A 15,129-nucleotide genomic window follows, 5' to 3' on the forward strand; every position below is an offset into this window, starting at 1 on the left:
CGGCGGCCCGCGATTCTAGCGCCTGGCGCGCGCCGCCTCGACGATGGCGATGGCGGCGCGGACGCCGGCCTCAATGTCCAGATTTGAATTGTCCAGCGTGTGGGCGTCCGGAGCCGGCCGCAAGGGTGCAATCGCCCGGTTCTTGTCTCGCTCGTCGCGCTTGAGGATGTCGGCGAGCACCGCCTCTTCGTCGGCGTCCTCGCCGCGGGCGCGCGCCTCCAGCGTGCGCCGCCGTGCCCGCACGCGGGGGTCGGCGACCACGAAGATCTTCACGTCGGCATCCGGGCAGATCACGGTGCCGATATCGCGTCCGTCCAGCACCGCACCGGGCGGATCGGCGGCAAACTGGCGCTGGAAGTTCACCAGCACCTCACGAACCTGCGGAATCGCCGACACCACGGAGGCGGCATCGCCGACCTTCTGGGTCTTCAGGATCGGATTGCCGAACTTTTCGGGGTCGAGCTCGAGCGCCGCGGCCACGGCCAGCACCTCGTTGCTGAGCTCGGCACCAGCTTGAATCATCGCATAGGCCACCGCACGGTAGATCACGCCGGTGTCGAGATGACGATAGCCGTAGTGGTGGGCGAGCCGCTTGCCAAGCGTACCCTTGCCCGAGGCGGCGGGTCCGTCGATGGCGATGATCATGCGAAATCAGCTCCGAGCGCGCGCATCATCGGGATGAAATCCGGAAAACTGGTGGCGATGAAGGCGGTATCGTCGATTTTCACCGGCCGATCGGAGGCGCAGCCCATCACCAGCGCCGACATCGCGATGCGATGATCCATATGGGTGGCAACGAGGCCGCCGCCTGGAACATGGCCGCGGCCCTCGACGATCAGATCGTCGCCGGAGACCTCGACCTTGACGCCGTTGACCCGCAGCATGTCGGCGGTGGCTTCAAGGCGGTCGGATTCCTTGACGCGCAGCTCCTGCAGGCCGCGCATGATCGTGGTGCCCTCGGCGAAGGCGGCCGCGACCGCCAGCACCAGATACTCGTCGATCATCGACGGCGCGCGCTCCGGCGGCACTTCGACACCCTTCAGCTTCGAGGCGCGCACACGCAGCTGCGCCATCGGCTCGCCGGCATCGCCGCGCACATCGCTCTCCTCGATCGAGGCGCCCATCTCGCGCAGCGTGGTGAACAGGCCGGTGCGTAGCGGATTGGTCATCACGTCTGAGAACACGACATCGGACCCTTCGACGATCAGTGCGGCCACGATCGGGAATGACGCGGAGGACGGATCGGCGGGCACCACGACGTTGGCGCCGTGCAGCTCGGGCTCGCCGTGCAGCGAGATTCGCCTGCCGTGGCTGCCTTCCTGCTCGGAGGAGATCTCGGCGCCGAAATGCTTCAGCATCAGCTCGGTGTGGTCGCGGCTTGCCTCCTGCTCGATCACCGTCGTGATGCCGGGCGCGGAGAGCCCCGCCAGCAACACCGCGGACTTGATCTGGGCCGAGGCGACCGGCGTCTTGTAGACGATCGGCACCGGATAGCGGGCGCCGTGCAGGGTGAGCGGCAGCCGGCCGCCCTCCCTTATGTCGCTGGTTCGGGCGCCCATCAGCTCCAGCGGGTCGAGGATGCGGCGCATCGGCCGCGAGCGCAGCGAGGCGTCGCCGTCGAAAATGGCGGCGATCGGGCAACCGGCCACCGCGCCCATCACCAGCCGGCAGCCGGTGCCGGAGTTGCCGAAATCGAGCGGCGCGGCAGGCTGGGCGAAGCCGCCGACCCCGACGCCGGACACCGACCAGGTAAACGGCGCCGTCCGCTCCACTTTGGCGCCGAGCGCGCGCATGGATTTGGCGGTATTGAGGACGTCCTCGCCCTCCAGGAGGCCGGAAATGCGGGTTTCGCCGACCGAAAGCGCCCCCAGGATCAGGGCGCGGTGGGAAATCGATTTGTCGCCGGGAACGCGGACCGTGCCGGCCAGGGGGCCGCACGCGCGCGATTCCAGCGAGGTCGGGGTGTCAGAATGGGCCAAGATTGTGTCCTCTCGCGTCGCGGCAGGTATCACATAGGCAACACCGCGTCACGCGCCCGTCAAATGCGCGCAGACCGCTATTGACAGCGGCTCCTCAACTAGCCAAGTGAAGCTCCGTTTTTCAGGAAAATTCTGGGATTACCACGTGGCCAAGTCCGAGCTCGGAACCAAGCGCATTTGCCCGACCACGGGCAAGAAGTTCTACGACCTCAACAAGAATCCGGTGATCTCGCCCTATACCGGCGAAGTCGTGCCGATCGCGCCGATCGCCCCGCCGCGGGGCCGTGGCGCCACCGTCAGTTCGCCTGCGACCGCAGCCGACATGCCGGAGCCCGCCGAGGCCGAGGAGATGGTCTCGCTCGAGGAGGCCGATGCCGAGGAGAACACCGGGAAGGTCAAGGCCCAGGTTCCCGAATCCGAGGACGATATCGAGGTCGATGAGACCATCGACGACGATGACGACGACGATTCGACCTTCATCGCCGACGAGGAAGAGGGCGATGAGGACGTGACCGACATCATTGGTGACGTCGGAGGCGACGAAGAGACTTGAGATCGGCGCCGATCTATGATCAACGGTGCTGCCGCGCGAGTCGTCCAGGCCGCGCGGACCGGGATCGATCCCCCAGGATCATCCCAACTGGATAAGGGGCCATAGCTCAGCTGGGAGAGCGCTTGCATGGCATGCAAGAGGTCGGCGGTTCGATCCCGCCTGGCTCCACCAGCCTTCGCGAGCTTCGGCTCGGCAAGCCCGGATAGTCCATCGTAGCGAAGTGAGCGAAGGCTGCCGCGGCGTAGCCCGAAGGGCGGAGCCGGGCTCTCTCCGAAATCCGAATGCGTTAGCATCCACCCCATCAGCCGTGTGTTGGGGGGAACAGATGAAATACGTTTACATTCTCGAGAGCCTTGATTGCCTGCACTTCTATGTCGGGATTACCGATCTGCGGGCTAGACTGGCTAAGCACAATGCCGGGGAAGTGCCCCATACATCCAAATTTGGACCGTGGCGGCTCAAGACCTACGTCGCTTTCAGCGACGAGAAGCAGGCCGTCGCTTTTGAAAATATCTGAAGTCCGCATCCGGCCGCGCCTTCGCCAAGAAGCGCCTAACCGCCCCGACCGCCCCTACTCCCCCAGCACCGCATTCAGCCGGTCGCGCAGCGCGACGATCTCGTCCTTCATCGCCATCAGTTCGCCGACGGTGCAGTCCGAGGCCGCGAGGATCGACTGCGGCACGGCCTTGGCCTTTTCGCGCAGCGCGTGGCCCTGCGGCGTCAGCGCGATCAGCACCACCCGCTCGTCCGCGGTGCTGCGGGTCCGTTTGATCAACTCCGCCGCCTCCAGCCGCTTCAAGAGCGGCGTCAGCGTGCCGGAATCCAGGAACAGGCGCTCGCCGAGGTCCTTCACCGCGACGTCGTCGCGCTCCCACAGCGCTAGCATCACGAGATACTGCGGATAGGTCAGCCCGAGCCGGTCGAGCAGCGGCTTGTAGACGCGGTTGAAGGCGTGCGCGGTCGAATAGACCGCAAAGCAGATCTGATTGTCGAGCCGCAGCGCCTGATCCGCGGCCGTCGGTTTCCTGGCCATGATTCCCATCGAATCCATCTCGTTTCCGGGTCATTCTGGGCCCACGGGACCGCGGATTCAATTGCGAACAATTAAATGTGAGACCGCATACTTTATATTGCGCGCAATCTATTTGCGTGCAATACATGCGTCATCGAATTCAAGCCCAACCCACCAAGGGAGACCACGATGTCTGTGAACGTGCTCTACAAGACCAGCGCCAAGGCAACCGGCGGCCGCGACGGCCATGCGGCGACGCTCGACGGCGCACTCGACGTCAAGCTCACGACCCCGAAGGAGCTCGGTGGCGGCGGCGGCGCCGGCAACAATCCGGAGCAGCTGTTCGCGGCCGGCTATGCCGCCTGCTTCATCGGCGCGATGAAGTTCGTGGCCTCGCAGGGCGGCCCCAAGGTTCCCGCCGACGCCTCGGTGACCTCGACGGTCGGCATCGGCCCGCGCTCGGAAGGCGGCTTCGGCCTCGCCGTCGAGCTCGCGGTGTCGCTGCCCGGCCTTGCGCGCAACGATGCCGAAGCGCTGGTCGAGAAGGCCCACCATGTGTGCCCCTATTCCAACGCGACCCGTGGCAATGTCGACGTCAAGCTGAGCGTCGTCTAATTCCACATCACGTAATGGTCCGCCGCAACACGTGGCGGACCATTGCTCTTTCAGCGGCTGGTTCGCTTGGCGAACGCATGCGCCGCCTGCTGCATGGGCCTGCGCCGACGGAAGCATTGCTGCCCCGGCTGAAGACCGTTAGCTCTGGGACCCTCGTTATCTGATCCCAACTGAGCGAAGGTTGCTTCCATGAATACCCCAGCGGCTACGGGCGCGATGACCGGCCTGCGCGTGATCGATCTGACGCGCGTGCTCGGCGGTCCGTATTGCACCCAGATTCTCGCCGACCACGGCGCCGACGTGATCAAGGTCGAGCCGCCCGCCGGCGACGAGGTGCGAGACTGGGGTCCTCCCTTCCACGAAGAAGACGCGGCCTATTTCGTCGGCATCAACCGCAACAAGCGCTCGATCGGCCTCGACCTCGCTTCCGAGGGCGGACGCGCGGTGCTGATGAAGATGCTCGAGACCGCCGACGTGCTGATCGAGAATTTCAAGCCCGGCACGCTCGACAAATGGGGCATCGGCAACGACGTGCTGCGCGCGAAATTTCCGCGCCTCGTGCATTGCCGGATCTCCGGCTTCGGCGCCGACGGCCCGCGCGGCGGCAATCCCGGCTATGACGCGATCATCCAGGCGATGACCGGCATGATCGCGGCGACCGGCTCGCCGGAGAGCGGCCCGATGCGGATCGGCGTGCCGCTGGTCGACATCACCACCGGGCTCTACGCCACGATCGGCATCCTGATGGCGCTGTCGGAGCGGCAGCGCTCGGGGCTCGGCCAGTTCATCGAGACGACGCTGTACGAGACCGGGCTCGCGATCATGCATCCGCACACCGCGAACTACTTCATGCACGGCAAGCCGCCGTCGCTCACCGGCAACGAGCATCCCAACCTCGTTCCGTACGCGATCTTCCCGACCAAGACCGACAACATCTTCATCGGCGTCGGCAATGACGGAACCTTCCGCAAGCTCGCCAAGGAGATCGGCAAGCCCGAGCTCGGCACCGACCCGCGCTTTGCCCGCAACAAGGACCGCATCGCCAACCGCGATGCGCTCCGCGTCGAGCTGGCCGCGGTGTTCAGCCAGCACGAGGCCGAGCCGCTGTGCAACCGGCTGCTCGCCGCCGGCCTGCCAGCTGGCCCGGTGCAGAAGATCGACCAGGCGCTGACCAACCCGCACACCATTCATCGCGGCGACGTCATCGAGAAGGATTGGTACAAGGGCGTCGCCTCGCCGATCCGCCTCGAACGCACCAAGCCGAACCTGCGCCGGACGCCGCCGAAGTTCAGCCAGCACGCCGCGGAAGTGCTCGGCGAGTTCGGCTACTCGAAGGACGAGATCAACGGCCTAGTTGAGAAGGGCGTGGTCTGCGGTCCCCAGCGCAAGCGCTAAAGGCGTTTTCGAGCCTGTCCCGCACGTGATGCGGGATGCGCACCGGTTCGCGTCAGGACAAAGCTGGAGCGTCGGCCCGTATCGAACCGGCCGACGCATCAACACTGCGGTGCAACGTCGCGTTTGGCGCTGCACCGCACGGAGCCGGCTGCGGTCTTCGCCTTTTTTACCGCTTCCCTTCGCTTCGGCTTCCCCCCTACCATGACTTTCGTTTATACGGTCATTTGAACGTCATCCGGCGCTGATAACGCGCGCAACGAAGGTGATGTTCCAATTGGGAGGGGTTTTGATGTTCTTTCGACGACTAAGCGCTGCCGCGGCAGCCGCTGCCGCGCTTGCATTCGCGTCGCCCGCGTTCGCGGTGACCGAGATCCAGTGGTGGCACGCGATGACCGGCGCCAACAACGACGTCATCGTCAAGCTGGCCAACGACTTCAACGCCTCGCAATCCGACTACAAGGTGATCCCGACCTACAAGGGCGGCTACGCCGACACCATGAACGCCGGCATCGCCGCGTTCCGCGCCGGCAACGCGCCGCATATCATGCAGGTGTTCGAGGTCGGCACCGCGACGATGATGGCCGCCACCGGCGCCGTCAAACCGGTCTACAAGCTGATGGCCGACGCCGGCGAGAAGTTCGATCCGGGCGTCTATCTGCCCGCGATCACCGGCTACTACTCGACCTCCAAGGGCGAGATGCTGTCGTTCCCCTTCAACTCGTCGTCGACGGTGATGTGGATCAATCTCGATGCACTGAAGAAGGCCAACATCGCGGAGATTCCGAAGACCTGGCCGCAAGTGTTCGACGACGCCAAGAAGCTGAAGGCAGCCGGCTATAACACCTGCGGCTTCTCCGGCTCGTGGGTCACCTGGGTCAATCTCGAACAGCTCTCGGCCTGGCACAATGTGCCGCTCGCCAGCAAGGCCAACGGCCTCGACGGCTTCGACACCGTGCTCGAATTCAACGGCCCGCTGCAGGTCAAGCATCTCGAGAACCTGGTCGAGCTGCAGAAGGACAAGACCTACGACTATGCCGGTCGTACCAACACCGGCGAAGGCCGCTTCACCTCGGGCGAATGCCCGATCTACCTGACCTCGTCGGCGTTCTTCGGCAACGTCAAGGCGCAGGCCAAGTTCAACTTCACCGCAGCCCCGATGCCGTATTATCCCGACGTCAAGGGCGCGCCGCAGAACTCGATCATCGGCGGCGCCTCGCTCTGGGTGATGGGCGGCAAGTCGGCCGAGGAATACAAGGGCGTGGCCAAGTTCCTGACCTTCCTCTCGGACACCGACCGCCAGATCTGGATCCACAAGGCCTCGGGCTATCTGCCGATCACCAAGGCCGCCTATGCCAAGGCCAAGGAAGAGGGCTTCTACAAGGACCAGCCCTATCTCGAGACCCCGCTGCTCGAGCTCACCAACAAGGAGCCGACCGCGAATTCCCGCGGTCTGCGCCTCGGCAACATGGTGCAGCTGCGCGACATGTGGTCGGAGGAGATCGAGCAGGCGCTGGCCGGCAAGAAGACCGCCAAGCAGGCGCTGGACGCCGCCGTCGAGCGCGGCAACCAGATGCTGCGGCAGTTTGAAAAGACCGCCGTCCGCTGACATGATGCCTTCGGGCATGAACCGGACAAGCGCGAAGCGGTTTTCCACCATGCCCAGACGACAAGCTAAGGCGCGATGACGATCCAACCTCATCTCATCGCGCCTTAGGGCGATCAACCGGCGGGCCGCATCCGCGGCCTGCCCTTCTTCCGAGCCCATGCAAAAGCAAGCGATTTTCCAATCAAAGCTGTTGCCTTACGCGCTGGTTGCCCCGCAACTCGCGATCGTCCTGATCTTTTTCTACTGGCCGGCCCTGCAGGCGGTGATCCAGTCCTTCCTGCTGCAGGACGCCTTCGGTCTCTCCACCAGCTTCGTCTGGTTCGAGAACTATCTCGAGCTGTTCAAGGAGCCGGCCTATTTCGAGGCGATCGTCCGAACCTTCGTGTTCTCGTTCGCGATCGCGGTCTCATCGCTGTCCTTCGCGCTGCTGCTCGCGGTGATGGCTGACAGGCCGCTGCGCGGCTCGACGCTGTATCGCACGCTGCTGATCTGGCCCTATGCGGTGGCCCCGCCGGTGGTTGGCGTACTCTGGGTGTTCATGCTGCACCCCTCGCTCGGCGTGCTGTCGCGCTATCTGCGCGCCATGGGCATCGACTGGAATCCGCTGCTCGACGGCGACCAGGCGGCGGCCCTGATCATCCTCGCCGCGGCCTGGAAGCAGATCTCCTACAATTTCCTGTTCTTCCTCGCCGGGCTGCAGAGCATCCCGAAAAGCGTGATCGAGGCCGCCGCGATCGACGGCGCCCGGCCGATGCGGCGGTTCTGGACCGTGATCTTCCCGCTGCTGTCGCCGACCATCTTCTTCCTCTTGGTCATCAACATCGTCTACGCCTTCTTCGACACTTTCGGCATCATCGACACCATGACCCGCGGCGGTCCCGGCAAGGCGACCGAGACGCTGGTTTACAAGGTCTATACGGACGGCCTGCTCGGCGGCAATCTCGGCTCGTCGGCGGCGCAGTCGGTCATCCTGATGGTCATCGTCGTCATGCTGACGGCGATCCAGTTCCGCTTCGTCGAACGCAAGGTGACCTACTGATGGTCGAGGAGGAAGGCTTCCAGCGCTATCTGGCTCACGCCATCCTGTGGATCGGGATCGCGATCGTCGCCTTCCCGGTCTATCTCGCGCTGGTCGCCTCGACCCAGGACAACGCCGTGATCGCCAACGGCCAGATGTCGCTGCTGCCCGGCGGCCATTTCCTCCAGACCTACTACCAGACGCTGTTTGTCGGCACGAGCGGCTCGACCCGCGAGCCGGTGCTCCACATGATGCTGAACTCGCTGGTCATGGCGCTCTTGATCGCGGTCGGCAAAATCGCGATCTCGATCATCTCGGCCTACGCGATCGTGTATTTCCGGTTTCCGTTCCGGATGGCGATCTTCTGGATCATCTTCATCACGTTGATGCTGCCGGTCGAGGTACGCATCTATCCGACCTACAAGATCGTCGCCGATCTGCATCTGCTCGACAGCTATGCCGGCCTGTCGCTGCCGCTGATTGCGTCGGCCACCGCGACGCTGCTGTTCCGCCAGTTCTTCATGACCGTGCCGGATGAATTGCTGGAGGCTTCGCGGATCGACGGCGCAGGCCCGTTCCGCTTCTTCTGGGATACGCTGCTGCCGCTATCGCGCACCAACATGGCCGCGCTGTTCGTGATCCTCTTCATCCTCGGCTGGAATCAGTACCTCTGGCCGCTGTTGATCACCACGCGCGACGACATGCAGACCATCCAGGTCGGCATCCGCAAGATGATCACGACGACGGACGCGCTGACCGAATGGCCGATCGTGATGGCGACCGCGTTGCTCGCGATGCTGCCGCCGGTGTTCGTCGTCGTCGTGATGCAGAAACTGTTCGTGCGCGGATTGGTGGAGACGGAAAAGTAATGGCTAACGTCACGCTGCGCAGCGTCCGCAAGACCTATCCCGGCGGCTTCGAGGCCATCAAGGGTGTCGATGTCGACGTCGGCGACGGCCAGTTCTGCGTGCTGGTCGGCCCATCCGGCTGCGGCAAGTCCACGCTGCTCCGCATGGTCGCGGGGCTCGAGACCATCACCGGCGGCGAGATCGACATCGGCGGCCGCGTCGTGAACCAGGTCGAGCCTGCTGATCGCGACATCGCGATGGTGTTCCAGAACTACGCGCTCTATCCGCATATGAGCGTCTACAACAACATGGCCTACGGCCTGCGCAACCGCGGCATGGCCGAGGCCGAGATCAAGACCCGCGTCGAGGAAGCCGCGCGCGTCCTCGAGCTCTCGCCGATGCTGGAGCGCAAGCCGCGCCAGCTTTCCGGCGGCCAGCGCCAGCGCGTCGCGATGGGCCGCGCCATCGTGCGCCAGCCGAAAGTGTTCCTGTTCGACGAGCCGCTGTCGAACCTCGACGCCAAGTTGCGCATCGCGATGCGGGTCGAGATCCGCAAACTGCAGCGCCGGCTCAACACCACGTCGATCTACGTCACCCACGACCAGCTCGAGGCGATGACGCTCGCCGACATCCTCGTCGTCATGAACGGCGGCCAGGTCGAGCAGGTCGGCAATCCGCTGGACATCTACCAGAAGCCGGCGACCACCTTCGTCGCCTCCTTCATCGGCGCCCCGCCGATGAACCTGATGCCGCTGCGCGCGGACGAGCTGAAGCCCCAGATCACGGGCGCCGACGGCGCCGGCATTGTCGGGATCCGGCCGGAGGATTTCGTGATCTCGGGCGAGACCGCATCCGGCGGCGTCGCGCTCGGCCTCACCGTCGAGGCGATCGAGCATGTCGGCGCCGAGACCTTCGTCTACGGCAGCCGCCAGCGCGAGGAGCAGGGCGTTGCCGCCAATCCGGGCGAGCTGCCGCCCGGTGAGGTGATCGTCCGGGTTCCCGGCGTCTCGGGTCCCGCCATCGGCGAGCGGATCCGGGCCGTCGCCCCCCGCGACAAGCTGCATCTTTTTACCGCCGATGGCCGCAAGCGCGTCGGGGAGTAACCGATCGGGAAGAATTTACCCCCATGTTGCGGGCGTTTAGGCTGGTTTCGGGGCTGCTTGAACGCTATCCAGATCGCCCCCATATCCCTCACTGACCGGAGGCCAGACGGCCCGCCGGTTGCATGGGGCGCCGCAAGGGCCCCTCAAAGTCGCTTCGAGAGGACTTTGTAATGTCTCGTGTTCCATCGTTGTCCAGTCCGTTCCTTCTGGGATTCGACGAGATCGAGCGTGCGCTCGACCGCGTCGTGAAGGGCGCCGACGGCTATCCTCCGTACAACATCGAGCGGTGCGACCGTACCAACGGGCAGCCTGAGCGGCTGCGCATCACGCTGGCGGTGGCGGGCTTCACCCGCGACCAACTCGATGTAACTATTGAGGAAAATCAGCTCGTCATCCGCGGCCGCCAGCAGGACGACAAGGCCCGGCAATACATCCATCGCGGCATCGCCGCGCGCCACTTCCAGCGCACCTTCGTGCTGGCGGAGGGGATGCATGTGCTGGGCGCGGATCTGAAGAACGGGTTGTTGTCGATCGACCTGGCCAGGCCGGAACCTGAACGGGTCATTAAGACAATCGCTATCAATGAGCACGAATAATAGAAACAACGAGCGGACTCGACCGCTTATCTGACTGAGGAGTCGAGACCATGAGTGAACTGAGTACCACCACCATCGAATCCGAGAGCGTCACGCCGGAAGCGCTGGCCCATCTGGGCGAAGGTCATATCGCCTACGTGAAGCAGGTCCGCTCCGAGGACGTGCCGGATCTCTTTCCACAGGCGCCGAAGATCGCGCCGGGCCTCAAACTGTTCGCACTGCACGCCGCCGACGGCACGCCGATCATGCTGACCGACAGCCGCGAAGCCGCGGTCGCGAATGCGTGGAGCAACGAGCTGCAGGCTGTCAGCGTCCACTGACGCAAATCTACGGCTGAATTCAGCATCCGCGAATTCAATGCGCGGGCCTGCTTCGTCACTGAGGGGGGCCTGCGCATTTTTTATGGCGATGAGGTCGACGTGGCGAGCATCGGGCCCATGCTGAGCTGCACCTCGCCGGGCACGTTGTAGTCGCGCATCAGCATGCGGTTGTTGCGCAGCCCGCAGGCTTCCCGCTGCACCACGAACATCCAGAGCGCATGGCCGGCCTCCCGCACCAGGAGGCGCCGTGCCTGTTGTGTTGACGTCGATGTTTCAGCGCGCGGATGGGCGGCATCGAACTCGCGCAGCCTGGCGAGTGCCTGTTCCAGCGCGCGGCCCATGCGGCCGAGCGCACTCGCCCTCTCTTCGGCGAGCTCGTAAGCGAGAACGTCGACGGGAACGCGATCAAGGCGAAAATCGCGGGACATCAGTCATCCCTGGTTCGTTGCGCGCGTCCGTCTTCCGGTGTCATCGGCTGGTTATCAATAGGTGCTCGTGTCTTCGATCGCCAAGCGAAAGCTCGCTCAACTTGAGCAATTCATTGCGCAGGCTTGGGCAGCGGACCATGGCCGCGGCTCCATTTCGCTCTGTGCATTTCCGTGCTGTAATAACTTCCTGCGAGAAGCACTGCGACAAGGAATTTCCAGCACGAATTATTCGCCGCCAAATCGATTGAAGGAGATGCGAACATGCAGAAGAGCTCGCTGATCAATCTCGTTGCTTCGGTGTCGATTTCCGTCCTCGCGGCTGGTGTCGCGATTTCCGCGCAGGACAAGTACAGTCTGCAGGTGCCCAACGGTCTCGCGTTCTCTGAGTTCAGGGGATACGAGGACTGGCCCGTGATCGCGATCAGCGAGAACGAAGGCGTCATCGCCGCGATCCTGGGCAATCCGGCGATGATCGGCGCCTACCGGGAGGGCATACCCGGCAATGGCAAGCCGTTCCCGGATGGCGCCAAGATGGCGAAGATCCATTGGATCCCGAAGAAGCAGGAGGCGTATCCCGGTCAACCGACGGTGCCGGGTGCGCAGCATGACGTCGACTTCATGGTCAAGGACAGCAAGAGGTTCGCAGACAGTGGCGGATGGGGATACGGCGCGTTCGAGTATGACGCGGCGTCAGATGTGTTCAGGCCCGCCACTACGGCGGACAATCCGCCGCAGGAAAACGACGCGAAGTGCGGCCATGCGTGCCACACGGTGGTACAGAATCGCGACTACGTGTTCACCGAGTACGGCAAGAGGTAGACATCGGATCGCACGGGCTAGCGTTGCACCAGCCGCGCGCGGATGTCCGGCTTCAGTACCTTGCCGACCTTGGAACGCGGCAGATCGTCCCAGACCTCGATCTGCTTCGGCGTCTTGATGCTGCCGATCTGCTGCTTGACGAAGGCGGCGAGCCCGCTCGCGTCGACAGTGTGGCCGACGCGCGGCTGCACCACGGCGACGATCCGCTCGCCCCATTTGTCGTCAGGCAATCCGATGACGGCGCAATCCTGCACCGCCTCGTGGGCGCGCAACGCGTTCTCGACCTCGATCGAATATACGTTGAAGCCGCCGGTGATGATCATGTCCTTGGCGCGATCGACGATATAGAGATAGCCGTCGCCGTCGATGTAGCCGATGTCGCCGGTGTGGTGCCAGCCATGCGCCGAAGCCTCGCGCGTGGCCTCGGGGTTCTTGTAGTAGCCTTCCATCACCAGCGAGCCGCGTACCACAATCTCGCCGCGCGATCCCGCCGGCAACAGCTTGCCGTCGCCATCCATGATGCCGGCCTGCACCAGCGGGCCGATCCGCCCGGCCGACGAGAGTCGCTCCATCGCGATGGTGCCGTCCGGATTGTAGTGATCGGCGGGCGGCATCATCGAGATCATCATCGGCGCCTCGGTCTGGCCGAACAGCTGCGCCATCGGCCCGATCCGCTTCAAGGCTTCCGCTAGCCGCGTCGCCGAGATCGGTGCCGCGCCGTACCAGAAGCATTGCAGCGAGCTGCGATCGGCCGCGTCGAGCCCGGGATGATCGAGCAGCATGTAGATCACGGTCGGCGGCAGGAAGGTGTGGGTGACACGGTAGCGCTCGATCAGCGCCAGGAACTCGCCGATGTCAGGGTGGTGCATGATCACGACCCGGCCGCCCAACGTCATGATCGGGAAACAGAGCACGCCGGCGGCATGCGTCAGCGGCGCCAGCGCGAGATAAATCGGGCGGCCCTTGAACGGATAGCCCATCAGGGTCAGCGCGGTCATCGCCTCGATGTTGCGTCCCGACAGCATCACGCCCTTCGGCTTGCCGGTGGTGCCGCCGGTCCCCGGGATCATCGCGAGATCGTCGATCGTGGCGCGCTGATAGACATCATCAGTAAGCCCGCCGAGCCAGCGCTCGAATGACGGCGCGAACGGCAGCTCGGCGTCGAGACAGACCAGCGCGCGCAGCTTGGGCAGGTCCTGCCGGACCGCCTCGACCATCGGCGCAAAGCTGGAATGAAACAGCAGCAGGCTGCAATCGAACTGATCGAGGATGAACTTGTTCTCGGTCGCCTCGTTGCGCGGATTGATCGGACACCACACGGCAGCCGCGCGCGAGATGCCGAACACGCAGGCGAAAGCGAGCGGATCGTTGCCGGACAGGATCGCGACCTTCTCGCCCGGAGAGATACCCGACCGCTCGAGCCCGCGCGCGATCCGGTAGCTCAGCCGCTGCACCTCGCCATAGCTGAGGTCGCGCCCGTCCATGGTGAGACACGGCACGTCGGCGCCGAGCGAGGCACCCTTATCGAGATAATCGATGAAGCGCATGGCAGGTCTCGCGCAAGAGGCGGGTGACGCGCTACTGCGTCACCCGCGGAAGGTGCGTTTTCGAGCAAAACGAAAACGCTTCAGGGAAGGAGTGTCGAGCCCCGATCCGAGCGGGGCTCAAGCTCAATCATGCACGGTCAGGACCGGCTTGCCGACCAGGCCGAAGCTGCGCAATTGCCCGAGCAGCTCGCGATGGCCGAACGCCTGACAGCCGGAGGCGAACCCTACGCGCTTGGGCGGCTGCTGCAGCAGGTGCGCGGCAGCATAGGCCTGCAGCATGCCGGTCTGCTTGTAGTTGCTGTTTCCGTAGATGACGCAGTGCGCGCGCCCCAGCGGGCCGGAGGCATACACCGAATCCAGCGACTTGTTGACACGCGGGTTCTCGCGCGGCGGCATGGTGTTCATCACGCCGGCAGCGGTCTGTGCCAGCGCGGCGTAGCGCTCGTCGGGCTTCATGTCCTTGGTCGCCTCCAGCGCGGCGGCGACGATCTGCGGCACGCCCAGCATCAGCGCGCGATTGAACACGCCGCCCAGCACCTTCACGTTGGCGACGCGCGGATCTTGCTTGAACCACACCGGGTGCGATGTGCCGCCCCACGGCAGCGCCAGCGCCAGCTCGTGCTGGCCGGGGATGGCGAGGTTGTAGAGGCCGGCATCGGGCTGATGCTCGACGTACTTGTTCTGCTCCAGGTAGTAGGCCTTGGCCATCGCGGCGTTGACCAGGATGGTCTGCGTCGAGGCGATGGTCGGGCTGCCGCCCCAGAACACGGCGATATCGAGTGTGTCGAGGCCGGGCGTTTCCAGGCACAGCTGCGCGGCGATCTCGCCGGTGGTGTACATCTGCGCGATGCCCGGCGCCAGCAGCAGGCCGGCATTGGCGAATTTCGTACCAAACTCCTGCTCGAGCGTGATCAGCCAGTCCTGCTCGCCGGTCGTGTCGGTGTAGTGGCACCTGGCAGCCAGGCAGGCCTGCACCACCTCGCCGCCGAACTTGGCGAAGGGGCCCACGGTGTTGAGCACCACCGAGGCGCCCTTGAACAATTCAGTCAGCGCGGCCACGGTGTGCGGCACCGACACGACCTCGTAGTCGGCGGTCTCGATGCCGGCCACGTTCGACTTCATCGCGGCGTTGAGCTTCTCGGCGCTGCGGCCAGCGGCGATGAAGGGGATGTTGTACTCGCGCAGATATTCGCAGACCAGCCGGCCGGTATAGCCGGAAGCGCCATAGACGATGACGGGCTTCTTGTCGCTCATTGCGATCCTCCGAAATGCTTGTTGTCGGCTTTGTTG

Annotated in this window: 17 protein-coding genes and 1 tRNA gene; 12 read left to right on the forward strand and 6 right to left on the reverse strand. The window is 64.5% G+C overall.

All coding sequences use genetic code 11. The annotated features are described in order from the left end of the window. Window positions 1–15: 15 nt before the first annotated feature. Both cmk and aroA read right to left on the reverse strand, forming a co-directional pair. On the reverse strand, window positions 16–645 hold the full coding sequence (gene cmk / locus ACVWZM_RS17670; protein WP_057020410.1) for a (d)CMP kinase: 630 nt from the start codon (window positions 643–645) through the stop codon (window positions 16–18). Further along, entirely contained in the window at window positions 642–1,979 is a 1,338-nt protein-coding gene (gene aroA, locus ACVWZM_RS17675; RefSeq protein ID WP_253588355.1) for a 3-phosphoshikimate 1-carboxyvinyltransferase, read from the reverse strand. The genes cmk and aroA overlap by 4 nt, the downstream gene beginning before the upstream one ends. Before the next feature lie 145 nt (window positions 1,980–2,124). Between aroA and ACVWZM_RS17680 the strand changes: the two genes are divergently transcribed. The 3 genes from ACVWZM_RS17680 to ACVWZM_RS17690 all read left to right on the forward strand — a co-directional run bounded on the left by ACVWZM_RS17680 (window position 2,125) and on the right by ACVWZM_RS17690 (window position 3,049). Next, window positions 2,125–2,532: a TIGR02300 family protein gene (locus ACVWZM_RS17680; RefSeq protein ID WP_057020408.1), complete on the forward strand. Its 408-nt coding sequence runs from the start codon at window positions 2,125–2,127 to the stop codon at window positions 2,530–2,532. Between the two features lie 95 nt (window positions 2,533–2,627). Beyond that, window positions 2,628–2,703 (forward strand) — tRNA-Ala (locus tag ACVWZM_RS17685). A gap of 154 nt (window positions 2,704–2,857) precedes the next feature. Next, complete coding sequence (locus ACVWZM_RS17690) at window positions 2,858–3,049, forward strand: GIY-YIG nuclease family protein (RefSeq protein WP_253625207.1); 192 nt, start codon at window positions 2,858–2,860, stop codon at window positions 3,047–3,049. 54 nt (window positions 3,050–3,103) lie between these two features. On the opposite strand, the gene ACVWZM_RS17695 is transcribed toward ACVWZM_RS17690, so the two are convergent. Beyond that, window positions 3,104–3,565 (reverse strand): MarR family winged helix-turn-helix transcriptional regulator, encoded by a 462-nt coding sequence (locus ACVWZM_RS17695; RefSeq protein WP_057020441.1) that lies wholly within the window; start codon window positions 3,563–3,565, stop codon window positions 3,104–3,106. A gap of 168 nt (window positions 3,566–3,733) precedes the next feature. Here ACVWZM_RS17695 and ACVWZM_RS17700 point away from each other — a divergent pair, with 168 nt between their 5' ends. From ACVWZM_RS17700 to ACVWZM_RS17735, 8 genes are all read left to right on the forward strand, one after another. Next, window positions 3,734–4,159 carry an organic hydroperoxide resistance protein gene (locus tag ACVWZM_RS17700; RefSeq protein WP_076833862.1) on the forward strand — a complete coding sequence of 142 codons (426 nt, stop codon included), beginning with the start codon at window positions 3,734–3,736 and terminating at the stop codon, window positions 4,157–4,159. Window positions 4,160–4,348: 189 nt separating this feature from the next. Then, the gene (locus ACVWZM_RS17705; RefSeq protein WP_076833791.1) at window positions 4,349–5,554 is read left to right on the forward strand and encodes a CaiB/BaiF CoA transferase family protein; all 1,206 of its coding nucleotides are present in this window, start codon (window positions 4,349–4,351) and stop codon (window positions 5,552–5,554) included. 289 nt (window positions 5,555–5,843) lie between these two features. Beyond that, window positions 5,844–7,160 carry a sn-glycerol-3-phosphate ABC transporter substrate-binding protein UgpB gene (gene ugpB / locus ACVWZM_RS17710; protein ID WP_253588359.1) on the forward strand — a complete coding sequence of 439 codons (1,317 nt, stop codon included), beginning with the start codon at window positions 5,844–5,846 and terminating at the stop codon, window positions 7,158–7,160. A 157-nt stretch (window positions 7,161–7,317) separates the two neighbouring features. Then, window positions 7,318–8,199, forward strand: a complete 882-nt coding sequence (gene ugpA, locus ACVWZM_RS17715; protein WP_076833788.1) for a sn-glycerol-3-phosphate ABC transporter permease UgpA — start codon at window positions 7,318–7,320, stop codon at window positions 8,197–8,199. Then, window positions 8,199–9,047, forward strand: a complete 849-nt coding sequence (ugpE, locus tag ACVWZM_RS17720) for a sn-glycerol-3-phosphate ABC transporter permease UgpE (protein ID WP_057020404.1) — start codon at window positions 8,199–8,201, stop codon at window positions 9,045–9,047. The genes ugpA and ugpE overlap by 1 nt, the downstream gene beginning before the upstream one ends. After that, on the forward strand, window positions 9,047–10,129 hold the full coding sequence (locus ACVWZM_RS17725) for a sn-glycerol-3-phosphate import ATP-binding protein UgpC (RefSeq protein WP_456854043.1): 1,083 nt from the start codon (window positions 9,047–9,049) through the stop codon (window positions 10,127–10,129). The genes ugpE and ACVWZM_RS17725 overlap by 1 nt, the downstream gene beginning before the upstream one ends. A 170-nt stretch (window positions 10,130–10,299) precedes the next feature. Then, on the forward strand, window positions 10,300–10,725 hold the full coding sequence (locus ACVWZM_RS17730; RefSeq protein ID WP_057020402.1) for an Hsp20 family protein: 426 nt from the start codon (window positions 10,300–10,302) through the stop codon (window positions 10,723–10,725). Between the two features lie 50 nt (window positions 10,726–10,775). Continuing rightward, entirely contained in the window at window positions 10,776–11,045 is a 270-nt protein-coding gene (locus ACVWZM_RS17735) for a BQ00720 family protein (RefSeq protein WP_016843536.1), read from the forward strand. Window positions 11,046–11,125: 80 nt separating this feature from the next. Here the strand turns inward: ACVWZM_RS17735 and ACVWZM_RS17740 are convergent, their stop codons facing one another. Then, entirely contained in the window at window positions 11,126–11,473 is a 348-nt protein-coding gene (locus ACVWZM_RS17740; RefSeq protein ID WP_057020400.1) for a DUF6665 family protein, read from the reverse strand. A gap of 261 nt (window positions 11,474–11,734) precedes the next feature. On the opposite strand from ACVWZM_RS17740, the gene ACVWZM_RS17745 reads away from it, so the two are divergent. Then, window positions 11,735–12,292, forward strand: a complete 558-nt coding sequence (locus ACVWZM_RS17745) for a cytochrome P460 family protein (protein WP_456854045.1) — start codon at window positions 11,735–11,737, stop codon at window positions 12,290–12,292. Between the two features lie 17 nt (window positions 12,293–12,309). Here ACVWZM_RS17745 and ACVWZM_RS17750 read toward each other — a convergent pair whose 3' ends face one another. Then, window positions 12,310–13,839 (reverse strand): AMP-binding protein, encoded by a 1,530-nt coding sequence (locus ACVWZM_RS17750; protein ID WP_253588361.1) that lies wholly within the window; start codon window positions 13,837–13,839, stop codon window positions 12,310–12,312. Between the two features lie 123 nt (window positions 13,840–13,962). Next, window positions 13,963–15,093 (reverse strand): DUF5938 domain-containing protein, encoded by a 1,131-nt coding sequence (locus ACVWZM_RS17755; protein WP_092081095.1) that lies wholly within the window; start codon window positions 15,091–15,093, stop codon window positions 13,963–13,965. Between the last annotated feature and the right edge of the window lie 36 nt (window positions 15,094–15,129).

The organism is Bradyrhizobium sp. USDA 4501 (assembly GCF_054062115.1).

What these genes read in the sequence shown, in the direction of transcription:
- cmk (WP_057020410.1), bottom strand. Translation starts at nt 645, where the DNA reads ATGATCATCGCCATCGACGGACCCGCCGCCTCGGGCAAGGGTACGCTT.
- ACVWZM_RS17690 (WP_253625207.1), top strand. Translation starts at nt 2,858, where the DNA reads ATGAAATACGTTTACATTCTCGAGAGCCTTGATTGCCTGCACTTCTAT.
- ACVWZM_RS17695 (WP_057020441.1), bottom strand. Translation starts at nt 3,565, where the DNA reads ATGGCCAGGAAACCGACGGCCGCGGATCAGGCGCTGCGGCTCGACAAT.
- ACVWZM_RS17700 (WP_076833862.1), top strand. Translation starts at nt 3,734, where the DNA reads ATGTCTGTGAACGTGCTCTACAAGACCAGCGCCAAGGCAACCGGCGGC.
- ACVWZM_RS17705 (WP_076833791.1), top strand. Translation starts at nt 4,349, where the DNA reads ATGAATACCCCAGCGGCTACGGGCGCGATGACCGGCCTGCGCGTGATC.
- ugpB (WP_253588359.1), top strand. Translation starts at nt 5,844, where the DNA reads ATGTTCTTTCGACGACTAAGCGCTGCCGCGGCAGCCGCTGCCGCGCTT.
- ugpA (WP_076833788.1), top strand. Translation starts at nt 7,318, where the DNA reads ATGCAAAAGCAAGCGATTTTCCAATCAAAGCTGTTGCCTTACGCGCTG.
- ugpE (WP_057020404.1), top strand. Translation starts at nt 8,199, where the DNA reads ATGGTCGAGGAGGAAGGCTTCCAGCGCTATCTGGCTCACGCCATCCTG.
- ACVWZM_RS17725 (WP_456854043.1), top strand. Translation starts at nt 9,047, where the DNA reads ATGGCTAACGTCACGCTGCGCAGCGTCCGCAAGACCTATCCCGGCGGC.
- ACVWZM_RS17730 (WP_057020402.1), top strand. Translation starts at nt 10,300, where the DNA reads ATGTCTCGTGTTCCATCGTTGTCCAGTCCGTTCCTTCTGGGATTCGAC.
- ACVWZM_RS17735 (WP_016843536.1), top strand. Translation starts at nt 10,776, where the DNA reads ATGAGTGAACTGAGTACCACCACCATCGAATCCGAGAGCGTCACGCCG.
- ACVWZM_RS17740 (WP_057020400.1), bottom strand. Translation starts at nt 11,473, where the DNA reads ATGTCCCGCGATTTTCGCCTTGATCGCGTTCCCGTCGACGTTCTCGCT.
- ACVWZM_RS17745 (WP_456854045.1), top strand. Translation starts at nt 11,735, where the DNA reads ATGCAGAAGAGCTCGCTGATCAATCTCGTTGCTTCGGTGTCGATTTCC.
- ACVWZM_RS17750 (WP_253588361.1), bottom strand. Translation starts at nt 13,839, where the DNA reads ATGCGCTTCATCGATTATCTCGATAAGGGTGCCTCGCTCGGCGCCGAC.
- ACVWZM_RS17755 (WP_092081095.1), bottom strand. Translation starts at nt 15,093, where the DNA reads ATGAGCGACAAGAAGCCCGTCATCGTCTATGGCGCTTCCGGCTATACC.